22 protein-coding genes and 1 pseudogene are annotated in these 18,649 nt (G+C 48.1%); 1 reads left to right on the forward strand and 22 read right to left on the reverse strand.

All coding sequences use genetic code 11. The features are described from left to right. The 8 genes from H8S44_RS04895 to H8S44_RS04930 all read right to left on the reverse strand — a co-directional run. Positions 1-785 (reverse strand): virulence-associated E family protein (locus H8S44_RS04895; RefSeq protein WP_243167500.1); only part of this gene is annotated, 785 nt, incomplete at its 3' end. Beyond that, positions 754-1,398 carry a CHC2 zinc finger domain-containing protein gene (locus H8S44_RS04900; protein WP_118693033.1) on the reverse strand — a complete coding sequence of 215 codons (645 nt, stop codon included), beginning with the start codon at positions 1,396-1,398 and terminating at the stop codon, positions 754-756. The genes H8S44_RS04900 and H8S44_RS04895, both read right to left, overlap by 32 nt. A gap of 64 nt (positions 1,399-1,462) precedes the next feature. After that, the gene (gene mobQ / locus H8S44_RS04905) at positions 1,463-3,043 is read right to left on the reverse strand and encodes a MobQ family relaxase (RefSeq protein WP_186871547.1); all 1,581 of its coding nucleotides are present in this window, start codon (positions 3,041-3,043) and stop codon (positions 1,463-1,465) included. Positions 3,044-3,237: 194 nt separating this feature from the next. After that, on the reverse strand, positions 3,238-3,747 hold the full coding sequence (locus tag H8S44_RS04910; protein WP_006873177.1) for a hypothetical protein: 510 nt from the start codon (positions 3,745-3,747) through the stop codon (positions 3,238-3,240). 57 nt (positions 3,748-3,804) lie between these two features. Next, on the reverse strand, positions 3,805-4,059 hold the full coding sequence (locus H8S44_RS04915; protein WP_006575072.1) for a CPCC family cysteine-rich protein: 255 nt from the start codon (positions 4,057-4,059) through the stop codon (positions 3,805-3,807). Positions 4,060-4,362: 303 nt separating this feature from the next. Then, positions 4,363-4,665 (reverse strand): DUF3847 domain-containing protein, encoded by a 303-nt coding sequence (locus H8S44_RS04920; RefSeq protein WP_006859273.1) that lies wholly within the window; start codon positions 4,663-4,665, stop codon positions 4,363-4,365. Beyond that, the gene (locus H8S44_RS04925) at positions 4,662-4,994 is read right to left on the reverse strand and encodes a hypothetical protein (protein ID WP_006859272.1); all 333 of its coding nucleotides are present in this window, start codon (positions 4,992-4,994) and stop codon (positions 4,662-4,664) included. The genes H8S44_RS04920 and H8S44_RS04925 overlap by 4 nt, the downstream gene beginning before the upstream one ends. After that, entirely contained in the window at positions 4,995-5,180 is a 186-nt protein-coding gene (locus tag H8S44_RS04930; RefSeq protein WP_033118356.1) for a hypothetical protein, read from the reverse strand. Between the two features lie 535 nt (positions 5,181-5,715). Here H8S44_RS04930 and H8S44_RS04935 point away from each other — a divergent pair. Then, positions 5,716-6,537, forward strand: a complete 822-nt coding sequence (locus tag H8S44_RS04935) for a helix-turn-helix domain-containing protein (RefSeq protein ID WP_006859270.1) — start codon at positions 5,716-5,718, stop codon at positions 6,535-6,537. Positions 6,538-6,581: 44 nt separating this feature from the next. Here H8S44_RS04935 and H8S44_RS04940 read toward each other — a convergent pair whose 3' ends face one another. From H8S44_RS04940 to H8S44_RS05005, 14 genes and pseudogenes are all read right to left on the reverse strand, one after another. Further along, positions 6,582-7,007 (reverse strand): hypothetical protein, encoded by a 426-nt coding sequence (locus H8S44_RS04940; RefSeq protein WP_022261510.1) that lies wholly within the window; start codon positions 7,005-7,007, stop codon positions 6,582-6,584. 43 nt (positions 7,008-7,050) lie between these two features. Then, complete coding sequence (locus tag H8S44_RS04945; RefSeq protein WP_186871548.1) at positions 7,051-7,578, reverse strand: hypothetical protein; 528 nt, start codon at positions 7,576-7,578, stop codon at positions 7,051-7,053. 221 nt (positions 7,579-7,799) lie between these two features. Then, a complete protein-coding gene (locus H8S44_RS04950; protein ID WP_015514784.1) occupies positions 7,800-8,009 on the reverse strand; it encodes a helix-turn-helix domain-containing protein in 210 nt (69 codons plus the stop codon). Between the two features lie 136 nt (positions 8,010-8,145). Further along, positions 8,146-8,304, reverse strand: coding sequence for a Maff2 family mobile element protein (locus H8S44_RS04955; RefSeq protein WP_070099084.1), 159 nt, complete (start codon positions 8,302-8,304; stop codon positions 8,146-8,148). A 199-nt stretch (positions 8,305-8,503) separates the two neighbouring features. Beyond that, positions 8,504-8,671: a hypothetical protein gene (locus H8S44_RS04960; protein WP_002610319.1), complete on the reverse strand. Its 168-nt coding sequence runs from the start codon at positions 8,669-8,671 to the stop codon at positions 8,504-8,506. Then, positions 8,664-10,166: pseudogene (locus tag H8S44_RS04965) on the reverse strand (VirD4-like conjugal transfer protein, CD1115 family); the annotation flags it as partial. The gene H8S44_RS04960 and the pseudogene H8S44_RS04965, both read right to left, overlap by 8 nt. 156 nt (positions 10,167-10,322) lie before the next feature. After that, entirely contained in the window at positions 10,323-12,200 is a 1,878-nt protein-coding gene (locus H8S44_RS04970) for an AAA family ATPase (RefSeq protein ID WP_173700118.1), read from the reverse strand. A gap of 16 nt (positions 12,201-12,216) precedes the next feature. Further along, positions 12,217-13,725, reverse strand: a complete 1,509-nt coding sequence (mobQ, locus tag H8S44_RS04975; protein ID WP_226840161.1) for a MobQ family relaxase — start codon at positions 13,723-13,725, stop codon at positions 12,217-12,219. A gap of 252 nt (positions 13,726-13,977) precedes the next feature. Next, positions 13,978-14,274 (reverse strand): DUF3847 domain-containing protein, encoded by a 297-nt coding sequence (locus H8S44_RS04980; protein WP_117628576.1) that lies wholly within the window; start codon positions 14,272-14,274, stop codon positions 13,978-13,980. Positions 14,275-14,386: 112 nt separating this feature from the next. Beyond that, positions 14,387-15,409, reverse strand: coding sequence for a DUF4179 domain-containing protein (locus tag H8S44_RS04985; RefSeq protein WP_055304257.1), 1,023 nt, complete (start codon positions 15,407-15,409; stop codon positions 14,387-14,389). Then, positions 15,406-15,966 carry an RNA polymerase sigma factor gene (locus H8S44_RS04990; RefSeq protein WP_055304255.1) on the reverse strand — a complete coding sequence of 187 codons (561 nt, stop codon included), beginning with the start codon at positions 15,964-15,966 and terminating at the stop codon, positions 15,406-15,408. The genes H8S44_RS04985 and H8S44_RS04990 overlap by 4 nt, the downstream gene beginning before the upstream one ends. An 83-nt stretch (positions 15,967-16,049) precedes the next feature. Continuing rightward, positions 16,050-16,352 (reverse strand): hypothetical protein, encoded by a 303-nt coding sequence (locus H8S44_RS04995; protein WP_055304253.1) that lies wholly within the window; start codon positions 16,350-16,352, stop codon positions 16,050-16,052. Positions 16,353-16,486: 134 nt separating this feature from the next. After that, entirely contained in the window at positions 16,487-16,702 is a 216-nt protein-coding gene (locus H8S44_RS05000; RefSeq protein WP_055304251.1) for a transposon-encoded TnpW family protein, read from the reverse strand. Positions 16,703-16,781: 79 nt separating this feature from the next. Continuing rightward, positions 16,782-18,632 (reverse strand): recombinase family protein, encoded by a 1,851-nt coding sequence (locus H8S44_RS05005; RefSeq protein ID WP_055304249.1) that lies wholly within the window; start codon positions 18,630-18,632, stop codon positions 16,782-16,784. Positions 18,633-18,649 lie beyond the last annotated feature (17 nt).

Genomic DNA, 18,649 nt, shown 5'->3' on the forward strand with positions numbered 1-18,649 from the left:
GAAGTGCCGCCAAACACGCACTGACGGGGGCGGTCTGCTGGGTGGGTTTCATAGGGTATCTTGTAAACCTCTTTCTGTCGGCTTAAAAATGACTTGATTTCCTCAATGCTCTTGGCGTTGGCGGTTGCCATCATTTCCGACATTTCGATAATCCAGTGACCTTGCAGCTTGCGGTACACATTGTCATCGTCCAGCTTCCGCAAATCATCGGAGAACCACTCGTCCCGGACTGCCAGCAGACGGAAGAAAGTGGACTTGCCAGCCCCCTGACCGCCGACCAGACAGAGCATGATTTCAAACTTGCACCCCGGCTGAAAGGCTCGTGAGATTGCACCCAGCAAGAACAGCTTCAATGCTTCATAGGTGTAATCGTCTGCGTCAGCCCCCAGAAAGTGCCGCAGGCAGAAGCGGATTCGCTCTGTCCCGTCCCACACAAGGGAACTTAAATAATCCCGGATGGGGTGGTACTTGTTTTCATTCGCCACAATCCCGATGGCGTTATCAATCTTTTTCTCATTGGTAAGCCCGTAGGTTTCTTCCAGATAGAGAAGCAGATACTTCATGTCCGTATCGTTCAGGGCGGTGCTTTCCCTGTGAAAACCGATGGGCTTTATGATGTCCTTGCGGTCAGTCAGGATGTTGTATGCGATAGCCCCGGAAAGCAGCGGGTCACGCTGGAACACAGTCAGGCAGTTCCGTATGCTCTGACGGACACCGCCTTTCTCGGTAGTTTCCAGCCCCTCCTTGATTTCCTCAATGCTCTGGGGTGGCTGCATGGCGTTCATGGTGTTTTTTAGTTCTTGCTGCGTCTGCGGCGGCAAGCTCTGCCATTCGCTGTTCAAGCTGTATCACATCCTTTCCGTAGTCCGTAATCAAAGCCGCTTTTTCCTCCGTTTCCCCAAAGAGCAGCACATCCAGCAGATATTCCACTTGGTCTTGCTTCTGTAAGGCTTCCACAAACCGGGGATGAAAGGCTTCCTCCGGGGAGTGCGGGGCATATTCCTTTCTCCATGCCCGGAGCAGGTGGAGATAATCGGCAAGGATACGGAAGCAACGGTTTTTTGCTTCCTGAAACTGTTCCTCCGGGGATTTCTGCCGGGGCTTGGGCTTTTTTGCCTTTCCCGGCGGTTTCCAGTCCTCATAGGAAAGCCCGAAGTCCTGTGCCAGTTGTACGGCGGCTTCTTTCTTTCCCAGCCCATACAGGGCGGCGGTAAAATCAATCACATCCCCATCCGCACCGCAGCCGAAGCAGTGGTAACGCCGATCCAGCTTCATGCTTGGGGTTTTATCGTTATGGAACGGGCAGCAAGCCATCCCGTTCCGACCTACATGGATTCCATAATGCTCCGCAGCCTGTCTTGTTGTGACGGACTGCTTCACAGCTTCAAATACATTCAAATCTATCCCTCCTTGAAAACAAAAAAGCACCTGACATTCTCTGATTGAAAATGGCAAGTGCCTGTTAAAGTTCCATATCCTGTTGTTTGTGTTTCGTCTGTGCCGGGACAGTTCTTTGTGCTTTTTTCTCGTCAGCCTTATCCTGCAAGACTTCCTTGATAGGCTGCTTCTTGGGCGGCTCTTTGCTTTCTTCTGTGCCGGGTGTAGCTTTCCGTACCCAGTAGCGGATGTCCCGCAACTTCTTCAAATCAGCCTGTACCTCGGTCAAAGGTTCTTTCAGCTCTGCGATTTCGCTGAGAAGTTTTTCCTGCTCCTCTTGCAGCTCCTTTTGGGTACTGTCCTTATCGTCCGGGTGCTTGGCAAGGTAGGCGGCGGCTTTCTCATACCGGGCAACCTCCGGGTGTTCCTGTTTGAATTTCTCCTTTGTTTTCTTGAAAAATATCTTCTGGTACTTCTCATAGACAGGCTTACATTCCTTGCAGTCTGTCCGGCTGGCAAGAATCCCGTCAATCACTTTGCTGCGGGCTTCCTTTGGCTTCATCTGATTGCGGTAATCTGCGGCTGATTTCCCGGAAGATTCCAGAAATGCTTCTAAGTCCTCCACAGTGGAAAGCCCCTTTTGCCGGAGATAGGATAGGGCTTCGCTGACTGCCTTTAAGTCCTGTGAAGTCCCCCGGTTCTGTCCAGCCCTCGTCCAGTCCTTCCGTTCTTCCTTTCGTATCTCCATATACTTCATCAGCAGATTGGGAAGAAGTGTCGCTTCCTCCGCCGCTTTTTGTGCAAGCAGCTCCTTCCGTTTTTCTCCCAGCTCGGTAATCCAGCCTTTGAGGTTTTGGATAAGCTGCCGGATGGACTTCATTAGATTGTTGGCGGCTCTGATTTCCCGGTTCAGGTTGCCGATATTCGTCTGGATACCCCGCTTTTCCATCTGCCGGACAGCAGCTCCCTCATGGACAGTAGGGACTATATCAAGCCCCTGTCTGGCATAGGAACGCAAGTCCACACGCTCTGGGCGGTCATTGGCTTCCAGATAGCGGTTCTGGATGACCTCCCATTCATGCCGCCAGATTTCGCAATACTTCTGGTCGTTCCAATCCACCGTATCCTCCTTGTGGCTTTTCCATCTGCCGGACGGAAGTTTTATCCGTTCCCCGTTTTCGTCAAGGTCATAAACCTTGCGGCTCTTGGGAAGCCATTTTCCATGTTCGTCCATTGCCCTCATAGTGAGCATGACATGGGCGTGGGGATTGTGTCCCGGCGGATGGGGGTCATGGATGGCAAAGTCAGCAATCATGCCTTTGGAAACAAACTGCTTCTGGCAAAACTCCCGGACAAGGACAGCATACTGGTCGGGCGGTATCTCTCTGGGGATGGTAAGCACCCACCGCCTTGCAAGCTGGGAGTTCCATTGTTTTTCCACCGCTTCGGCGGCGTTCCATAAGGTATTGCGGTCTGCATATTCCTGTGGGGCATTAGGTGGGAGCAGGATTTCATTGTGGACGATACCACGCTTTTCCGGGTAGTGCTTCACTTGCTGGTCATATTCACAGAACAGTTTTTCGCCACTCTGGTAAGCAGCGGCGGCAACCGCAGACTGCCGCTGACTGCGCTGAACAATCGTGATTTCGTTGTGTGGACAGGGCATTTCGTGTCCCTCCTTTCGCTAATTGGTGGACGGGGTGGCGTTTTACCACCTCATTTTGGGCAGAAAAAAAGCAGGAAACCTTTCTTTCAGATTTCCTGCTCGGTGTGCCGCTGTGTGGGCGGCGGGTATTTAGTTGTAAAAGTTCGGGACAAGTTGACCCGATGTGAAGCTGACGAACTGGAATTTATTTGTTGTTATTTTCTATCAATCCCCAAAACATCATAGTATTCATCACTATACTCAATGCCACTATTGTCAAAGCGAGATTGCAGTTCTTTTACATAGTCATAAGGGTTATCAATAGGGGAAATTTCTAATTCTGTTTCAAGATAACTTAATGTCGCTTTCTGTTCCTCTGTGCGGATTGCTTCTTCCTCTTTGAGGTGTTTTTCAAATTTGTCTTTGTCCATCCAAATAATCTGCTCAATAGGATTAGTAGAACCACAAGCAAGAATAAGTCTCATAAAATCCTCAAAGGTTCTTGCCAGTGGATAAACAAAAACATCTGCACAAGTATCAGGATTGCAGGCAAAAACCATTTCCCCATACGGCTCAATAAAGCAATACATAATACTTCCTTCAAAACCTATTGCCTTTGCATTGGTCGGATAGCAGAAGTAAGAATAAATATCTTCAACTTGTTCAAGACAAATCAAAGAGCCATTTATATTCAGTTCTTTGTATTGGTCAAAAAGTGTTTCCATTTTATCACACTCCTTTACAACTTCTAATTTTTCAGTTCTACAAGTTGGAAGTTGTCGCTATGAAATTTCTTTTTCATCATCTCTTGGTGGTCGGACATAACATAACATTTCTTTTTCACAAGCACCAAATTTTGAGAAATTGGATTTCGCTTCTTTTAGCGTTATTCCATGATTAGAGTCGCTTGGTTCGTTATCAGAAGCAATGAACGGGTCATTCTCCCAAAAACAAACGGGGCAAATATACCCACAATCTTCATTTGCCGGAACATTATAGGTAAAATATCCGCAGCAAGGACATTGGTATTTTTTCATATAAACCTCACGTTTAAGCCTTGACCTCAAATTCCTGATTTATTTCTGACTTTATTATACTTCATCGATTATCGAAAAGATAGCATATTTTATGAAACTTGTCGGCTGGGAACAGCTTGCACCGCAAGGTGTCCCCAACAGGCAAGTCCACAAAAGGGTAGCTGGCTGCAGCCAGCGCAGGGGAAGCGTAGCGTCCCCTGTTTGATTTGGAGCAGACCATGACTGCGGAAAATCACAGCTCTCCGGCGAGGAGCCTTCGGAGAACGCAATGCACCAACCTCTGGGTGGTGTATAATTGCGCCCTTACTCCGTAAGGGATTCCCCGGCTACCCGCCCTTTCACGCTTTCTGCAACTATTTCCTTCATGCCACTTTGAGAAAATGCCTGTTTCAGAATGTCCATCACATCCTCGTCTGTCAGCACTTCCGGCCTTAAAAGGAAACTTTCCAGCATAGCTCCTCTGGTACAGAGCCGGTGCGTCCGTTCCTTCCGGGTAAGCTGCTTCACCTGGTGTTCCAGTATTTTTTCTTCATGCTGCGCCCGCCGCAGTCTGGCTTCGCCTTTGGCAATCTCCTGATTCAGCTTTTCCAGCTTCTCATTTATCATGGCAGCCCTCCTTTGGGAAGCAGCGTGTAAATGCGGTTTGGTTCTCCCACACCCCGGCGCACCCGCAGGATAAGCCCGATGTCCTCCAATTCTTTCAGGGAACGCTTCACAGTGACGGGGCTGCGGGAGAGGGCTGCCGCTAATTCCATGATAGGAAAACGGACAAACAAAATGCCGTTGCTATCCTCTATCCCTGCCGTAAGGGTGGTGTTCAGCAGACGGGCATACATGACTTTTGCTGTGCTGCTGATCGGCAGCCGAAGCATTGCGGCGGGTAGCGGCATACAAGGCGGCAGAACCGTGTCTGCGCTCATAAATTCAAATTCCATTTAACTGATTTTCTCCTTTCGCTTGGCTCGTTTTGACAGGTAATGGGGGCAGTCTATCACGACAGCCCGGAAACTCTGCTTGCACTTATGCTGGCACTTCCGGCACAGGTCGTTGTAGGCCACACGCCCCCGGTCATTGAGGAAGAAGGAAAGCTCCAACTTCCGTTTCTTGCTCATTCTCGGCATAGTGCCTCCTATCATAGAAAATCCGCCCATTTCAGCCGTAACAACGGGAACAGGCGGATAAAGGTTTTTGGTGTCATGTTTCGGGGCGATTTTCAAGGAAAATACGGCCATAGAGCCGCTTTGAAATGCCCCATAGTATTACGGACGGGGCAGACTACACCCCGCCGATTTGTCGTGTTTGGGTAGCGTTTTGGTATCAGTTCTGCCGGGTTGTCCTGCTGTCGTTCCTGCCCCTGAATCTCACAGCGGCGTTTCGTTCCCGTTGGTACGCTCGCTGCGGTCAAGGTTCCTCCATTTCCTTGCCGCAGGTCGTTGCGCTACATCGCCGGGGAGCATATCCCATCAGGCCGGTCATTCGATTGGAAATAATCCATCGATGAACTGACTTAATCATAGCTCATTTTTGAACCCTTTCCCGTATGTCCATAAAATAGGAAAACCGCCCCAAAATCGAAAAATTCCACGATTTCGGAACGGTATATGGTATAATAAGGAATAACAGCGGCAGCCAGCCGCAGGAAGGAGCGATGTGTTTATGAAAACCCGCATTTCCGTACAGGAACGCCTGAAAGATTTACGGGTGGAACGGGGCTTGAATCTGGAAGAACTGGCACAGGAAACCGGCATTTCAAAATCAGCCCTCGGCAGTTATGAAAACGACAACGACGAATACAAGGAAATTAACCACGGCAGCCTGTTGAAGCTGGCAGACTTCTATCAGGTGTCGGTTGACTATCTGCTCGGCCTTACCAATAATCGGAGATATGAAAACACCCCGATAGAAGAATTACATTTGAGTGATGAAGTCGTGGAACTGCTGAAAAGTGAACGCTTCAATAACCGGCTGCTGTGTGAGATTATCTCCCATGAAAAATTTAAGGAATTGCTGGCAGACGCAGAAATCTATGTGGACGGGATAGCAACCATGCACTTCCATGACACAAACAGCTCACTGGCTGCTTTACGGGCTATGGTACTGGAAGAACACCCCGAAGCTGCGGCAGACCGGGCAATCAAAGTGTTGGAAGCCTGTCAGATAGAGGAAGAAGATTTTTTCTGCCATGTGACGCACAAAACATGGGACGTCATTCTCCATGATATACGCAAGGCGCACGAAAATGACAGCGAAAGTGCGCCGGATACCACGCCTGCCGATGAACTTATACGGGAAGTACAAAAGGCCATGCAATCTCCGGGGGACAGGGTTCAGCAATTCACGGAGATATTCTGCAAGGCGTTCCGGCTCAAATACAAGCGGCTCTCACAAGAGGAACGAAGCCTTTTGAAAAAGCTGTTCAAGAAATCCCCGCTGATAAAACAGTCTGGTATGAACTTCCGGCGCAGGCCGTGGAAATAAAAACAGCCGTTGTAGGATTTTGTTCCTACAGCGGCTGTTTTTATTTATGAATCTTCTCCAACAAAAGACAGGATATTTTCATCAGTTTGTAATGTAATTGTTGCGCTTTCTGAATCATCAGAATAAACTCTTGTTCCATATACGCCTGTAACAGGCTCCTCTAAATTTTCAAAAGTTAATCCGAGTTTCGAAGAAGAATTGTCAATCTTTTCAAGCGAATATGTACCTGTCCATTCTTGTTTATGAGTGTTATCTGTTAAGATAAAACTTTTTTCTTCAAAACTCAATGTCAAATCCAATACTGGTATGTCATCATGCACTGAACCTGAGAATAACATATTACCATCTAAATCAGTAATAAATTCTAAAGACCAGTTATATGATGATACCGACCGAGTTTGGGAAGAATCACACGAACATAAGCCTACACACATAAAAAAACATACGCATATTGCCAATAACCGTTTCATTTTACCTATTACCAACCTTAATTCACAACTGTTTTGCATTTAATTAGGGAAGTGTCACAGGGTAAGAAATAGCGAAAGCTCCACCGCCTGCCAAGGCATTATTAGCGGTAGCAACACCAGAAACAGAAACCGTTCCCTTATCTCCGCTATTACCTGTTCTTCCAGTATCCACATCAGTTTCGATTATTTCTTCACCGTCGGCTAATTCTGCAAATGCCGTATTGGTGGATTTTTTGTTCATAAGCACATTAACTGTACCAGTCATACCAGTGAACTCCGGTTTTGGAGATTCATACCACGGTACATACAACTTCACATGAACTTGAATCCCATCATCCTCATCATAAGTTGCATAAGAGTTAATACGAACATTAGCGACTGCTCTTTTGGTGACACCATCGGAAATCATAACATCGGTTAAGTATCCGTCATATTCTCCAATGACTACCGGCTGTTGAGTATCCGTTATTTCCGTTGTTGTTTCCGCTGCAAAAGCAGGAACCGCACTCACAGCAAAAAGCATACAAAACGCTACCAACGAGGTAAACAATCTTTTACTAAATTTTTTCATAAACAATGCTCCTTTCTAAAATGACCAGAACCTACATTTTTTGTATTCAGTTATTGGCAATATGCTACTAACCTGCAAGCACACTCTCAAATCATAAAATGTTTCAAATGTACTTGTTTTATTTTATGATAGCACTTATTTACATTGGGTACAATAGAAAATATACACCATTAAAATTTAATTTTTTGTGCAAATCGAATCAAATATAAAATTATATCGCTTTAGATATTGTCCTGTTCTAATTTAATCACATTCATAATACCACAATTCAAGGCTTCACAAATGCGAACCAGCGTTTCCATGCTGATATTCTTTCCCTTGCCCATGTTGGCAATCATATTTGTGGTAAGACCGGCGGCAAGCCGCAAATCCTCTTTCCTCATGCCACGCTCTTTCAGTGTGTTCCATAGTGGCTGATAACTAATGTGCATAGGCTTCCCGCCTTTCTTTCCATCGTCAAGTGTTTTATACCCATTATAGCAGAAATCTTGCGTTTCCACAATATTTCTTGACTACACCGCCGGTTCCGTCTGGATTGTGCTTTTCCTTTCTCCGCTTTTATTACATCTAATTAGCCATGAGCTGCTTAATGCCCTGTGATTTTGCGCCCGGATTGTCGTTTCCATATCCCTCTAAGAGATTGATAACGCCCCAAATACCAAGTCCTGCTCCAAGAGCGATAACCAAAGTCTGTAATACGCCGATTGCGCTGTTGAAAAATTCCATAAAACTCCTTTCTGCCGCAAATGCGGCTTGCCCCGTAAAAGGGTATAAAAAACGGCGGTCAGTTTTCAAACTGCCGCGGTCATAAGTCCCCGCGCTGCGTAAGTGTCTGCCGCGCGGCGGTATTCAGTTGTCAGTGTGGGCGATAGGAATTTTTGTAGGGGCGCGTATCATGCAAGTTGTCTTTTTCTTTGTTACTGCGTCAATTCCTCCTTTCTTTTCGCTGCTGCTCATACAGGGCTTCACACCGTTTCACAAATTGCCGGATAGCAGCCTGCCGCTGCTGTTCCCGTCGTTCAGCAATCGAAACAAGCCCGTTTATGGCTTCTGTGATTTTCTTGTCCTTTTTCTTTCTGATACGTCTATTCATGGTCGGTGTCCTCCTGCAAATCGCTTTCGCTGATTTTGTAGTAGTCAAATACTTCGTCCGGCTTCACAAGGGCGGGTCTGCGCCTTAAATGCTTTTCCATATCAAAAGTATTTTTCTTGTCATAGTCGGAAAGATATTTATAGTTTGGGTGCTTTGTAATGTCGTACTTATCAGAGAAGAACGGGCGCACCCCTCTAAGCTGTAAAATACATTTCCCGCCGTCCATGACTGCTATTTCATCTTCCGTCATAAGCTGCTTGCCTAACTTCTGATAGTTCAGCCCATGCGATACCTCGCGCCCCCGGTTCTCGGAAGTGTTGAAGCTGTCAATGGTTTCTTTCCCCAAGATTTCCGACATTTCTTTGAGGGTGGTTTTCTCCTTGCCGCCCAAGAAAAGGGTGGTGTCGCAGTTGCCGACTATGGTATCGGCGTTGTCCTTATAGATTGCCTTTAACTGGCTTTGCGACTGTAAGATAATCGACGCGGAGATTTCCCGGCTTCGTATGGTGGCTATGAGCTTTTCAAACTTCGGTATCTGCCCGATATTTGCAAATTCGTCTAACAGACAGCGCACATGGACGGGCAGCCTGCCGCCGTATTCATCATCTGCCTTGTCGCAAAGGAGATTGAAAAGCTGCGTGTAAAGAATACTCACGACAAAGTTAAAAGTATCGTCGGTGTCGCTGATGATAACAAACAGGGCGGTCTTGCGGTCGCCTATGGTGTCAAGCTCCATTTCGTCGGTTTCCATAAGGTCGCGCAGCTCCTTAATGTCAAAAGGGGCAAGCCGCGCACCGCAGGAAATGAGAATAGAGCTTCGTGTCTTTCCCGCAGATAACAGGAATTTCTTATATTGCCGGACGGCAAAGTGTTCCGGGTCTTTTTCCTCCAACCGTTCAAACATGAGGTCAACGGGGGACTGAAATTCCGGGTCGTCCTCGCGGGCTTCACTGGCATTTATCATTTCAAGCAGCGTCGTGAAGTTCTTTTCTTCCTCCGGGGCTTCGTACCAAATGTAGCCGATAAGGGCGCAGTAAAAGAGCCGTTCCGATTTTACCCAAAAATCCTCCCCGGCTTTTTCCCCGTCCCCTTTGGTGTTGGCAATCAAGGTATTTACCAGTTTCAAAATGTCTTTTTCGCTGCGGAGATAGGCAAAGGGATTGTAACGCATGGATTTCTTAAAATTTATCGTGTTCAGCACCTTTATCCGATACCCGCCGCGCTGTAAGAGCTTCCCGCACTCGACTAAAACCGTTCCTTTCGGGTCAGTTACAACGTAGCTTGAGTGCATTTGCATTAAGTTGGGCTTCACAAAAAATCTCGTCTTGCCGCTGCCGCTTCCCCCGATAACAAGGATATTTTTATTCCTTGCATACTTCGGCTGCTTCGGGCGGCTGTTCATGGTAAGCCGTTCCGTCTGTGTCAGCAGCACGTTATTTTGAAATACCGGGTCGGTGTAGGGCTTTATATCTTCGGCGTTGCCCCATGAAGCGTTTTGTCAAGTGCTTTTTAGAGTTATTGACGCAACATAGGCTCTTTTTTCCACGATAAAGCCCCACGCGGTCATACATGGGGCGGTGGGATTATGGTTGAAGTGGCGAAGTGGCAAAGTGGCAAGGTATCTGGGTTTTGCCACTTGGATTTTGCCAGTTCACTTTTTTAGGGCGTGATACCATGCTGCGCCGATACGCTTTGAGGTAATGCGTCCGTCAAGGTTTTTCTTTGCCGCCCGGACAGTACGGGCAGAAATCCCCGCGTCGGCTGCGGCTTTCTCTATGTCCTCGCTGGCAAGTTCTTTTCCGTCTGCCAGTAGGTCAAGTATCAGCTTTTCAGCCTGTTCGGTTTTGGTGGCGTTGTTGCCGCCCGCGCCGGACAGCAGCTCGTCGGCAGTTATATCATATTCGCCTATCCACTCAAAGCCTGTTTCCGGGTCAAGGCAAAAGGCAACGGGCTTTCCCTCCGGCGCAAGGGAAGATTTGTCGTGAATGATAACACGAACATTCGGCTCACGCTTCACGCGCCCGATTAAAAGGACGCTCCTTGCTGCGGCTCTAAAGTCGATAGAACCTAAGCCCCTGTATGCGCTCTGTCCTCCGGCAGCTTTGTTGAGGTGTCCGATAAGGATAACGGCGCACCCGGTACGCTCTGCAACTTCGGCAAGGCGGCGAAAAATGGGGCGCACCTCGTTTGCTTTGTTCATGTCGGCTTTGTCGCCCATATACGCCTGTATGGGGTCAAGGATAATCAGACGCGCCCCGTTCTGTATGATTGCTTTCTCTATGCGCTCGTCGGACAGGGTAAGCTCCCGTTTTGCTTCATCAATCACAAGCACCCGGTCAAGGTCTGCGGCGGCTTCTATCAAGCGGGGCTTGACGGTATCGCCCAAACCGTCCTCGGCGGTCTGATAAATCACTTGAAACGGCTGTATAGGCTTCATGCCCGGAAGCGTCCCGCCAGTGGTACAGGCAGCGGCAAGGCGCAGCGCAAAGGTGGTCTTGCCCTCGCCGGGGTTGCCCTGTACTATGGTTACTTTCCCAAAGGGGATATACGGCTCCCATAGCCATTCAACGGTCTGTGTGTCAACCTCGCTCATGCGGATAATCTCAACGGTTTCTTCCTGTGGCGGTTCTTTCAATCCATAGACAGCTTCCCGCAGATATTTCCCGTCTGTGATTTCGCCCCGGCGCGTCTGCACCTCGTTCCAGTCTTTGAAAAGAGGGATAAGGCGGTGGACGGTCAAGCCCTCCGGCATAAGCTCCACAAGGCGGCTGCAAGCGTCGTTTCCGGCTTTGTCGCTGTCAAGGCAGAGATATACGGTCTTGATGTTCGGGCGGTCAGAGAGAAAGCGCATAAGGGCTTTATCTCCCACGCCACCCAGCGCAAGATAGCTTTGCTTCTGCCAGTCCTTTTTGAACAGGCAGAGAAAAGATAAGAGGTCAATAGGGGCTTCAAAGACAAACAACCTTTCGCCCTCGCCCCGGTAGCAGAAGTTAAAGGCTTTATCGCTGCCTTTCACATCAAGCCGGAAGTTCCCGGCTGTGCCGCGCTGATGAGCGTAGCGTGGTACTCCGTCCTCGTCCCGTCCCACAAATATGGCGTTATGGTGGGCGGCTTCCTCGTAAATATCCCCGGTGGAAAAGAAAAAGCCCGACACATCTTCATCAATGTGGCGGGCGGCTGTGAGGTAGTTCCTCGCTATGCGGTTGTCGGAGCTGCGGGGCGGCAGTCGGAAGTCAGAAAAGGACGCAGGGCTTGGTCTGTCCGGCGGTGGTGCTGCGCCTTTTTCTCCTGTCAGCAGTTCTACGGCTTCGGTAAAGCTCTTACCGAAAAACTCCATGACAAAATCAATGGGTGCGCCGCCTTTGCTTTGGCTGTGCCTGTACCATTTGTTTCCCCGGATAGTCAAGCTGTCGTGCCGTTTCCAACGGTATTCCTGTCCGGCGCGGGTAAGCTGCTCGCCCCGTCCTTGAAGAAAAGAAACAAGGTCGGCTTGGTTGGCTCGGTCTATTTGTTCTTGGGTGTAATACATAAAATTTCAACTCCTTTCAGCGGTCTATATCATGCCGCTTGGTACGGTTCTGTGTCTGCTCCGGCTGCTCGGCTCTCAGCGCAATATCAACGCACTTGCGTATCTTCTGAAGCTCGGCAACCTCGGCGCGGGTAGCTTTCAATTTGGTGTAGTCGGTATCTCTCTGCTCTTTGAGGTCGGCGTATTCCTGTTTCCATTTGGAGATAGGCAGCGTCTTTGTATCTGTCAGATTTGCATGGAGATAGCGGCTTGCTGCATTCCATAAGGTTAGCTCGGCGCGGTGGGTTTCCTCATACTTATCCCGTTTGTTCGTCCAGCCGTTTTTCAGCTTTTTCAGTTCTGCATGAATGGGCTTGTACTGCAAATAATTCTCGCCGTTCTCTATCAGCTTTTGCAGCTCTTTCATGCGCTGCTCGGCGGCTTTCATTCCCTCCCGGATTGAAAAGGCTTCATCACTGACAGAGGAAAGAGAAGCGTCCAACTCGTCAAGGGTAGAGATACCATGCTCCGCAAGATAATTCGCCGCCTGTGATATGGTTTTCAGTTCGTCGGCTGCGTGTTGGTGCTGCCAGCTCTGCGAATACTTCCGGCTCTTTTCCCTCTGAACGCCCAAATACTTCATCAGAAGATTTGCAAGGTTCGGAGATTTTGGCGGTTGTTGTTTTCTTGGGGAAGTTTCCCACGCCGCAAGCAGTCCGGCAATCCATTCTTTGAGGTTGCCGATCTGCGCCCGGATTTCCTTTATCAGTCTGTTTGATTTGCGGATAGCCCGGTTCAGTTCGCCTTTCTCGGTGGCTATGCCTTTCTTCTCCATTTGACAGGCGGCTACGCCCATGTGGACAGTAGGTATCTCGTCAATTCCTCTCTCGGCGTTGCTGCGGTGGTCGATACGCTCTGTGCTTCCGGCGCGTTCAAGATAGCTGTTTGAAATATCAGCCCACGCTTTGCGCCACAAGAGGGCGTTGCCTTTGTCGTTCCAGCCTGTGAGGTCAACCTTGTGGGTCTTGTATCTGCCATTCGGCAAGCGTATGCGCTCCCCGTTTTCATCAAGGTCATATTCCTTTTTAGACTTCGCCGCCCACGCGCCGCGCTCGTCAAGTGGTCGCATGGTCAGCATGATATGACAATGGGGGTTGCCGCTGTCGGTGTCATGGATAGCAAAATCCACGCACATTCCTTTAGAAACAAATTGAGAGGAACAGTATTCCCGGACAAGCCGTATCTGTTCCTCTCGTGATAATTCTATGGGGAGTGCTGCGTCAATCTCACGCGCAAGCTGGGCGTTCCCGGCTTTCTCATAAAGTTCCACGCTGTTCCATAGGGTAGAACGGTCAGAGAAAGAGGGCGGGGCATGGGGCGGCAGCATGATTTCGGTATGGACAACGCCGCCTTTGCGGGTGTAGTCGTGGGTCATTCCGTCCCACTCGTTTGTCAGCTTTTCGCCGCTTCGGTAGGCGGCTGCGGCAACTGCTGATTTGCCTTTGCCCCGACTGACTATGCTGATGTTACAATGGTAAATGGCTATGGGTATCACCTCCAGTATAGCGGATATAAAACTTGTGGAAAATGAATAGCTTGCGTAGCAAGGTGTTCGGTTTCCGCAAGTACACAAAAGGGTAGACAGCGCAAGCTGTCGCAGGGGAAGTGTAGCGTCCCCTGTCTGCGGCAAAGCCGCCAATCGTAGCGCGGGGTAAAATCCCTGTGCTTAAGATAAAGCCCTCGGCAGAGCGCACACGCCCGTTAGGGTGTATAAGTGCGCCCTTAGTGTCTAAGGGATTTATTCAGCGTTCCCGTTCTCGGCTCGTTTTTTCAGATATTCCCGTACCAGCTCACTCGTCAGTGCAAACCTAAGAAGTGCTGCGGCTTCCTCGTCGCTCATGTTCTTTGCTTCCGGCACAATGCTTTCAAAGACTGCGCCTCGGACAATAAGGCGGTGGCTGCGTGTCCGGCGTTCCTCTTGCGACAGCTTTTGCCGCAGCACCTTTTCCCGGTTCTCAAACTGCCGGATTTTCTTTTTTCCGTCCTCGATTTCGGCTTGCAGTTCCTCGCGGGTTTTCTCTCTTGGCTTTGTCATGGTTGATCGCTCCTTTCTGCTCATAGCATAGAAAAGAGCAGCCGTTTTTGTGTGAAAAAGGCTGCTCTCATTGAATTATTTGGTTTGTATTTATATCGGTAACTACGAAAACTTATTGACTTATGCTTTCTAAAGGGAAAGTAACACTCCAATTTCCTTCGATATGTGTATCGCTCGTAACAAAATATCCATATACTTTATATTGGGTTAAATCAACATCTGACAAATCATAAACATATTCCACATACCGTTCTTGATGTTCACTATCAGTAGAAAATGCAATATTTGCGATACAGTGGATTTCCTCTCCTTTGTCATTTTTGAAATAGATATAGCCATGATTATCCGTTTCTAAACTATCCTCGTACTTGACTTGTATATGCAATTTCCCATCCACATATCCCATGGCTGTAATATCTACCTCAGCAATAGGGGAACACAGAATACCTGTTGTTTTCAATGCCTGAAAATTGTTTTCCATTTCATTGTAGTTTGTTCCCCCACCACCCCAAATTTGAGTCGGGGTAATTGTTTTTGGTGTAGCACTAATTTGGGTCAAATCCAAATCTGTCAATATCGCATCATATTCCTGCTTATTGCTCAGCATTTCTCGGACACAAAAAGTAATTTTCTCACCAATAATGTCTTTTTCATTCCATTGTGATATAGAAATTAGGAAAGTGGCGGTTTTTGTTTCGGTGTCATAGCTTATATTTTCACACGAACTGCTACAATCAAAAGGTGTATTGATACTAAAGCTATCAAACAAATCTGTCGTTTCATCAATTCTATCTCCGTCAATATCTTGTACGGAAATAAAAATCTTTGCTTCGCTACCCTCAACATAAGCCGAAATTACTTCAAACTTAATCCCATTATCCTCGCAGGACATACTAACAGGCTTTAACTTTTGGGCAATTGCCGGAGATACCTTGTAGAGTAGATTATAAGCTGGTCCAAAATCTGCTGCCGCTAATGCTGGAACAGACATGGTAAAAACAAGGAGCAAACTGGCTACCATAGCTCCCCATTTAATCCAAATGGGCTTCTTGACCTTTTTCTTATAGTTAAGGGCTTCGTCAATGTATTTGTTGTCAAGCTCGCTCATAGCGTCGGAAAACTTCTTTGCGTTCATATAAAGACCTCTCTTTCAATTAAATATTGTTTCATCTTTTCGCGGATACGGGTCAGCCGGACAGAGACATTTTTCTCTGAAAGCCCCACAACCTCGGCTATGTCTTTGTAGCTGTCAGAAAACCAATAGCGGCGCATGAAAATAACGCGGTTTTCAGTAGTCAGCGTATCTAAAAAACTTTCAATGATACGGGCTAATTCTTTAGCTTCAATTTCTGCTTCTACTGTGTGAGTATCTGCTACATAGGTTTCAATTTCCTCCAAAGCAATCGTGTAATGGCTGCTTCGTTTGGCTGCTTCCTTTCTCCAATAAATTTTGATTGAAATGTTCCGAACGATTTTCAGAACATAGGATAAAAGTGGGTTAGGTCGTGCAGGGGGAATAGTGTTCCATACACCTAAATAAGCGTCGTTTACACATTCCTCTGCGTTCTGCCTACTTCCTACGATATGATAGGAAAGATTGTGGCAGACTGTTCCGTATTTTATATCCAACTCCCGTATGCCTTGTTCTGAACGTTCAAAAAACATTTCTATGATTTTTTCATCCTCTATCATTGCACCGCCTCCTCTCCGGCTTCACCTATATACTACGGTTTTAACGACGAATACTACATCAAATCTCAAACTTTTTCAAAAAATTATACCACACTTCGCGTGAGATTGCTTGCGTTAGCTTTCGCCGCTTCGCTGGCGGCTCTCCGGCGTTGCTCATTGTATGGGGCGGTCAGACGGAAAGAGAAACGCCCCTTTGCAATATCAAACTCCATGCAGCCTGTTTCGTGGTCTGTGTCGGTCTGGTAGCACTCGTCGGGGTACTGCTCGGCATAAGCGGCAAGCCGCTTTTTGAGGTTGGTGTTGTGGGTGCGGATATGGATAAGGGGGTCTTTCTCGTCAAACCATATATCGGTGGTCTTTTCCTGTTTGGTAAGCCCTGTTCTCATGCAAGCTCCTTTCTGCGTCCCTGTTACGCAATAGGGGTGTTTTTCGGGTGTTTTCCTCGGCTCTTGACTTGGGGAAAACTGCGTTTTTGACGATAAAAACCGCCCAAACGGGGAATGTATCGTCGGGGCGGCTGTTATCGCAAGATTTCTGTTTTTTCCGGCTCTTGACCGTCAGACGCAGAAAAACGCAGACTGTCGGCAAGTATCGTTTTCAGCAGCTTGTCGGAGAATGTTTCTGTGGCGTTGTGGTTAAAAAACAGCTCCGCAACAATGGTCTGCCCGTTTCTCTGTGTCGTGATAACTCCGTCCGGTTTGGTCGGTGGGGTGGGTGTTCCTTTCTTTTCTGTCAATAGGTTACTCCTTTCTCCGGGCGTAAAAAAGGGACTTCCCGTAGTTCGGAAAATCCCTCTATGATGTTGCTATTCTGTTTTATGGTGCGGACAGTGCGGCGGCAGCCTGCGCCTTTTTCTTCGCCCGATATTCCCGCGCTTTGATACGGTCGTACTCCCGCCTCTTTTCAAGATTTCTCGCCCGGTATTCTCTTGAATAGTTGCGGTGGTAGGCGCGGCTCTTTTCCTTTCTTGCTTCTTCGATTTCCTCACGCATTTGCCGGATTTCCTGCTCTGTCGGCTCTGCAAGCTGTGTCAGTTCATTTTCAAATCTGCCGATATGGTTAAAATATATCCCGATATGCTGAATAGCCTGTTTCGCCCTTTTCTTGTCACGCTCATGCACTTCAATCCGGCTGATAAACTCGTTGAGGATAGTCGGGGTAAGGTCGGTAAAGTCAGCGTAACGGTCTATCAGCTTTACAAACTTCTGCGCCCGTCCTCCCGCGTTCTCAAAAGCGGATAGCTGTTCCCTAAGCTGTTCAAGCTCGGCTTTCAGTGAGTAGTATTCTTCGGAATACTTCTGCGACATCTGCTCATAGCGGTCTTGCGGGATAGTCCCCAGCGCGTTGTCCTCATAAAGTTTATTCAGCACCTTGTCAATCTGTTCAAGGCGCGTCGTGATTTGCGGGATACGCTTTTGCTGTTTCTTTGTCTTGTCGGTCTGCTGCATGGCAAGGCTCTTTTTCACTAAGGCTTCAAACTCTGCCCGGTTGCTGATAGAGTATTCCGCGATTTTTTTCAGCACATCTGCTACGGTCTGCATGAGCAGATCCGCGTCCATGATGTGCGGAGAGCTGCACTTGGGATTTTTGGCTTTTCCCTTGTGGTACTCGCTGCAATAGGCAACATGGCGCTTGCCGCCGTTTCGGTAATCTATGCGAATGTGCATTTTTGCGCCGCAGTCTTTACAGAAAAGCAAGCCGGACAGAGGGTGGATTTCTCCGTCCCCGTTGGGGCGTTTGACAGGTGCGTTTTCCAAAATCCGCTGCACATTTTCAAAGTCGGTGCGGTCAATAATCGGCTCATGCACATTTTCTGTGATGTGCCACTGGCTTCTGTCTACATAGTGGTTTCGCTTATCCCGAAAATGCTTTGTAGTCTTGAAGTTGACTACATCGCCGCAATACTCCTGCCGCGTGAGGATATGGGTCAGCGTGGCTTTGTTCCACTTGTAACGGTTATCCTCGTTGAGCGTCTTATTTTTACAAGTTCCCCGCCCGCGGTCTTTCATGTAGAAAGTGGGGGTTGGGATTTGCTCCTGTGTCAGATATACGGCGATTTGGTTTCGGTTTTTCCCGTCCAAAAACAGACGGAAAATAAGGCGTACAACCTCGGCGGCTTCCTCGTCGATTATCCAAAAATCCTTGTTGTCCGGGGCTTTGATATAGCCGTAAGGGGCTTCGGTGGCAATCGGCTTTCCACTCATGCCTTTGGTCTTAATGCCCGTTTTCACTTTCTTGCTGATGTCCTTTGCGTACCACTCCGACATGATATTGATAAAGGGGGCAAACTCTAATGTGTCGGGGTTTTCGCTGTCTATGCCGTTGTTGACTGCGATAAAGCGCACATTGTTCCGCCTGAAAATCTCCATAGCGTTTCCGACTTGGAGATAGTCGCGCCCCCAGCGGGTAAGGTCTTTCATAATACACACACCGATTTTTCCGCTTTCCACATCTTCAATCATGCGGGAGTAAGCAGAACGGTCAAAAAACCTGCCGCTTTCGTCGTCGTCAATGTAGTGCCGGATATTGGTTAGGTGCTGCCCTTTGGCGTAGTTCTCCAAAAAGATTTTTTGGTTCTGTATGCTGTTGCTCTCGCCGCCGTCCCTGTCCTCGTCGCCTACGGAAAGGCGGGAGTAAAGGGCTGTGATTTTATTGTAATTGCTCATGTGCATATCCTCCTGCG

It is taken from the genome of Anaerosacchariphilus hominis, assembly GCF_014290175.1.
Lineage (GTDB): Bacteria > Bacillota > Clostridia > Lachnospirales > Lachnospiraceae > Laedolimicola > Laedolimicola hominis.

Excerpts from the sequence above, each read along its gene's own strand:
- H8S44_RS04985 (WP_055304257.1), bottom strand. The coding sequence starts at position 15,409 with ATGAACGCAAAGAAGTTTTCCGACGCTATGAGCGAGCTTGACAACAAA.
- H8S44_RS04930 (WP_033118356.1), bottom strand. The coding sequence starts at position 5,180 with ATGCCGAGAATGAGCAAGAAACGGAAGTTGGAGCTTTCCTTCTTCCTC.
- mobQ (WP_186871547.1), bottom strand. The coding sequence starts at position 3,043 with ATGCCCTGTCCACACAACGAAATCACGATTGTTCAGCGCAGTCAGCGG.
- H8S44_RS04995 (WP_055304253.1), bottom strand. The coding sequence starts at position 16,352 with ATGAGAACAGGGCTTACCAAACAGGAAAAGACCACCGATATATGGTTT.
- H8S44_RS04925 (WP_006859272.1), bottom strand. The coding sequence starts at position 4,994 with ATGGAATTTGAATTTATGAGCGCAGACACGGTTCTGCCGCCTTGTATG.
- H8S44_RS04940 (WP_022261510.1), bottom strand. The coding sequence starts at position 7,007 with ATGAAACGGTTATTGGCAATATGCGTATGTTTTTTTATGTGTGTAGGC.
- H8S44_RS04920 (WP_006859273.1), bottom strand. The coding sequence starts at position 4,665 with ATGATAAATGAGAAGCTGGAAAAGCTGAATCAGGAGATTGCCAAAGGC.
- H8S44_RS04950 (WP_015514784.1), bottom strand. The coding sequence starts at position 8,009 with ATGCACATTAGTTATCAGCCACTATGGAACACACTGAAAGAGCGTGGC.
- H8S44_RS04915 (WP_006575072.1), bottom strand. The coding sequence starts at position 4,059 with ATGAAAAAATACCAATGTCCTTGCTGCGGATATTTTACCTATAATGTT.
- H8S44_RS04955 (WP_070099084.1), bottom strand. The coding sequence starts at position 8,304 with ATGGAATTTTTCAACAGCGCAATCGGCGTATTACAGACTTTGGTTATC.
- H8S44_RS04960 (WP_002610319.1), bottom strand. The coding sequence starts at position 8,671 with ATGAATAGACGTATCAGAAAGAAAAAGGACAAGAAAATCACAGAAGCC.
- H8S44_RS04970 (WP_173700118.1), bottom strand. The coding sequence starts at position 12,200 with ATGTATTACACCCAAGAACAAATAGACCGAGCCAACCAAGCCGACCTT.
- H8S44_RS04990 (WP_055304255.1), bottom strand. The coding sequence starts at position 15,966 with ATGATAGAGGATGAAAAAATCATAGAAATGTTTTTTGAACGTTCAGAA.
- H8S44_RS05005 (WP_055304249.1), bottom strand. The coding sequence starts at position 18,632 with ATGAGCAATTACAATAAAATCACAGCCCTTTACTCCCGCCTTTCCGTA.
- H8S44_RS04980 (WP_117628576.1), bottom strand. The coding sequence starts at position 14,274 with ATGACAAAGCCAAGAGAGAAAACCCGCGAGGAACTGCAAGCCGAAATC.
- H8S44_RS04910 (WP_006873177.1), bottom strand. The coding sequence starts at position 3,747 with ATGGAAACACTTTTTGACCAATACAAAGAACTGAATATAAATGGCTCT.
- H8S44_RS04945 (WP_186871548.1), bottom strand. The coding sequence starts at position 7,578 with ATGAAAAAATTTAGTAAAAGATTGTTTACCTCGTTGGTAGCGTTTTGT.
- H8S44_RS04935 (WP_006859270.1), top strand. The coding sequence starts at position 5,716 with ATGAAAACCCGCATTTCCGTACAGGAACGCCTGAAAGATTTACGGGTG.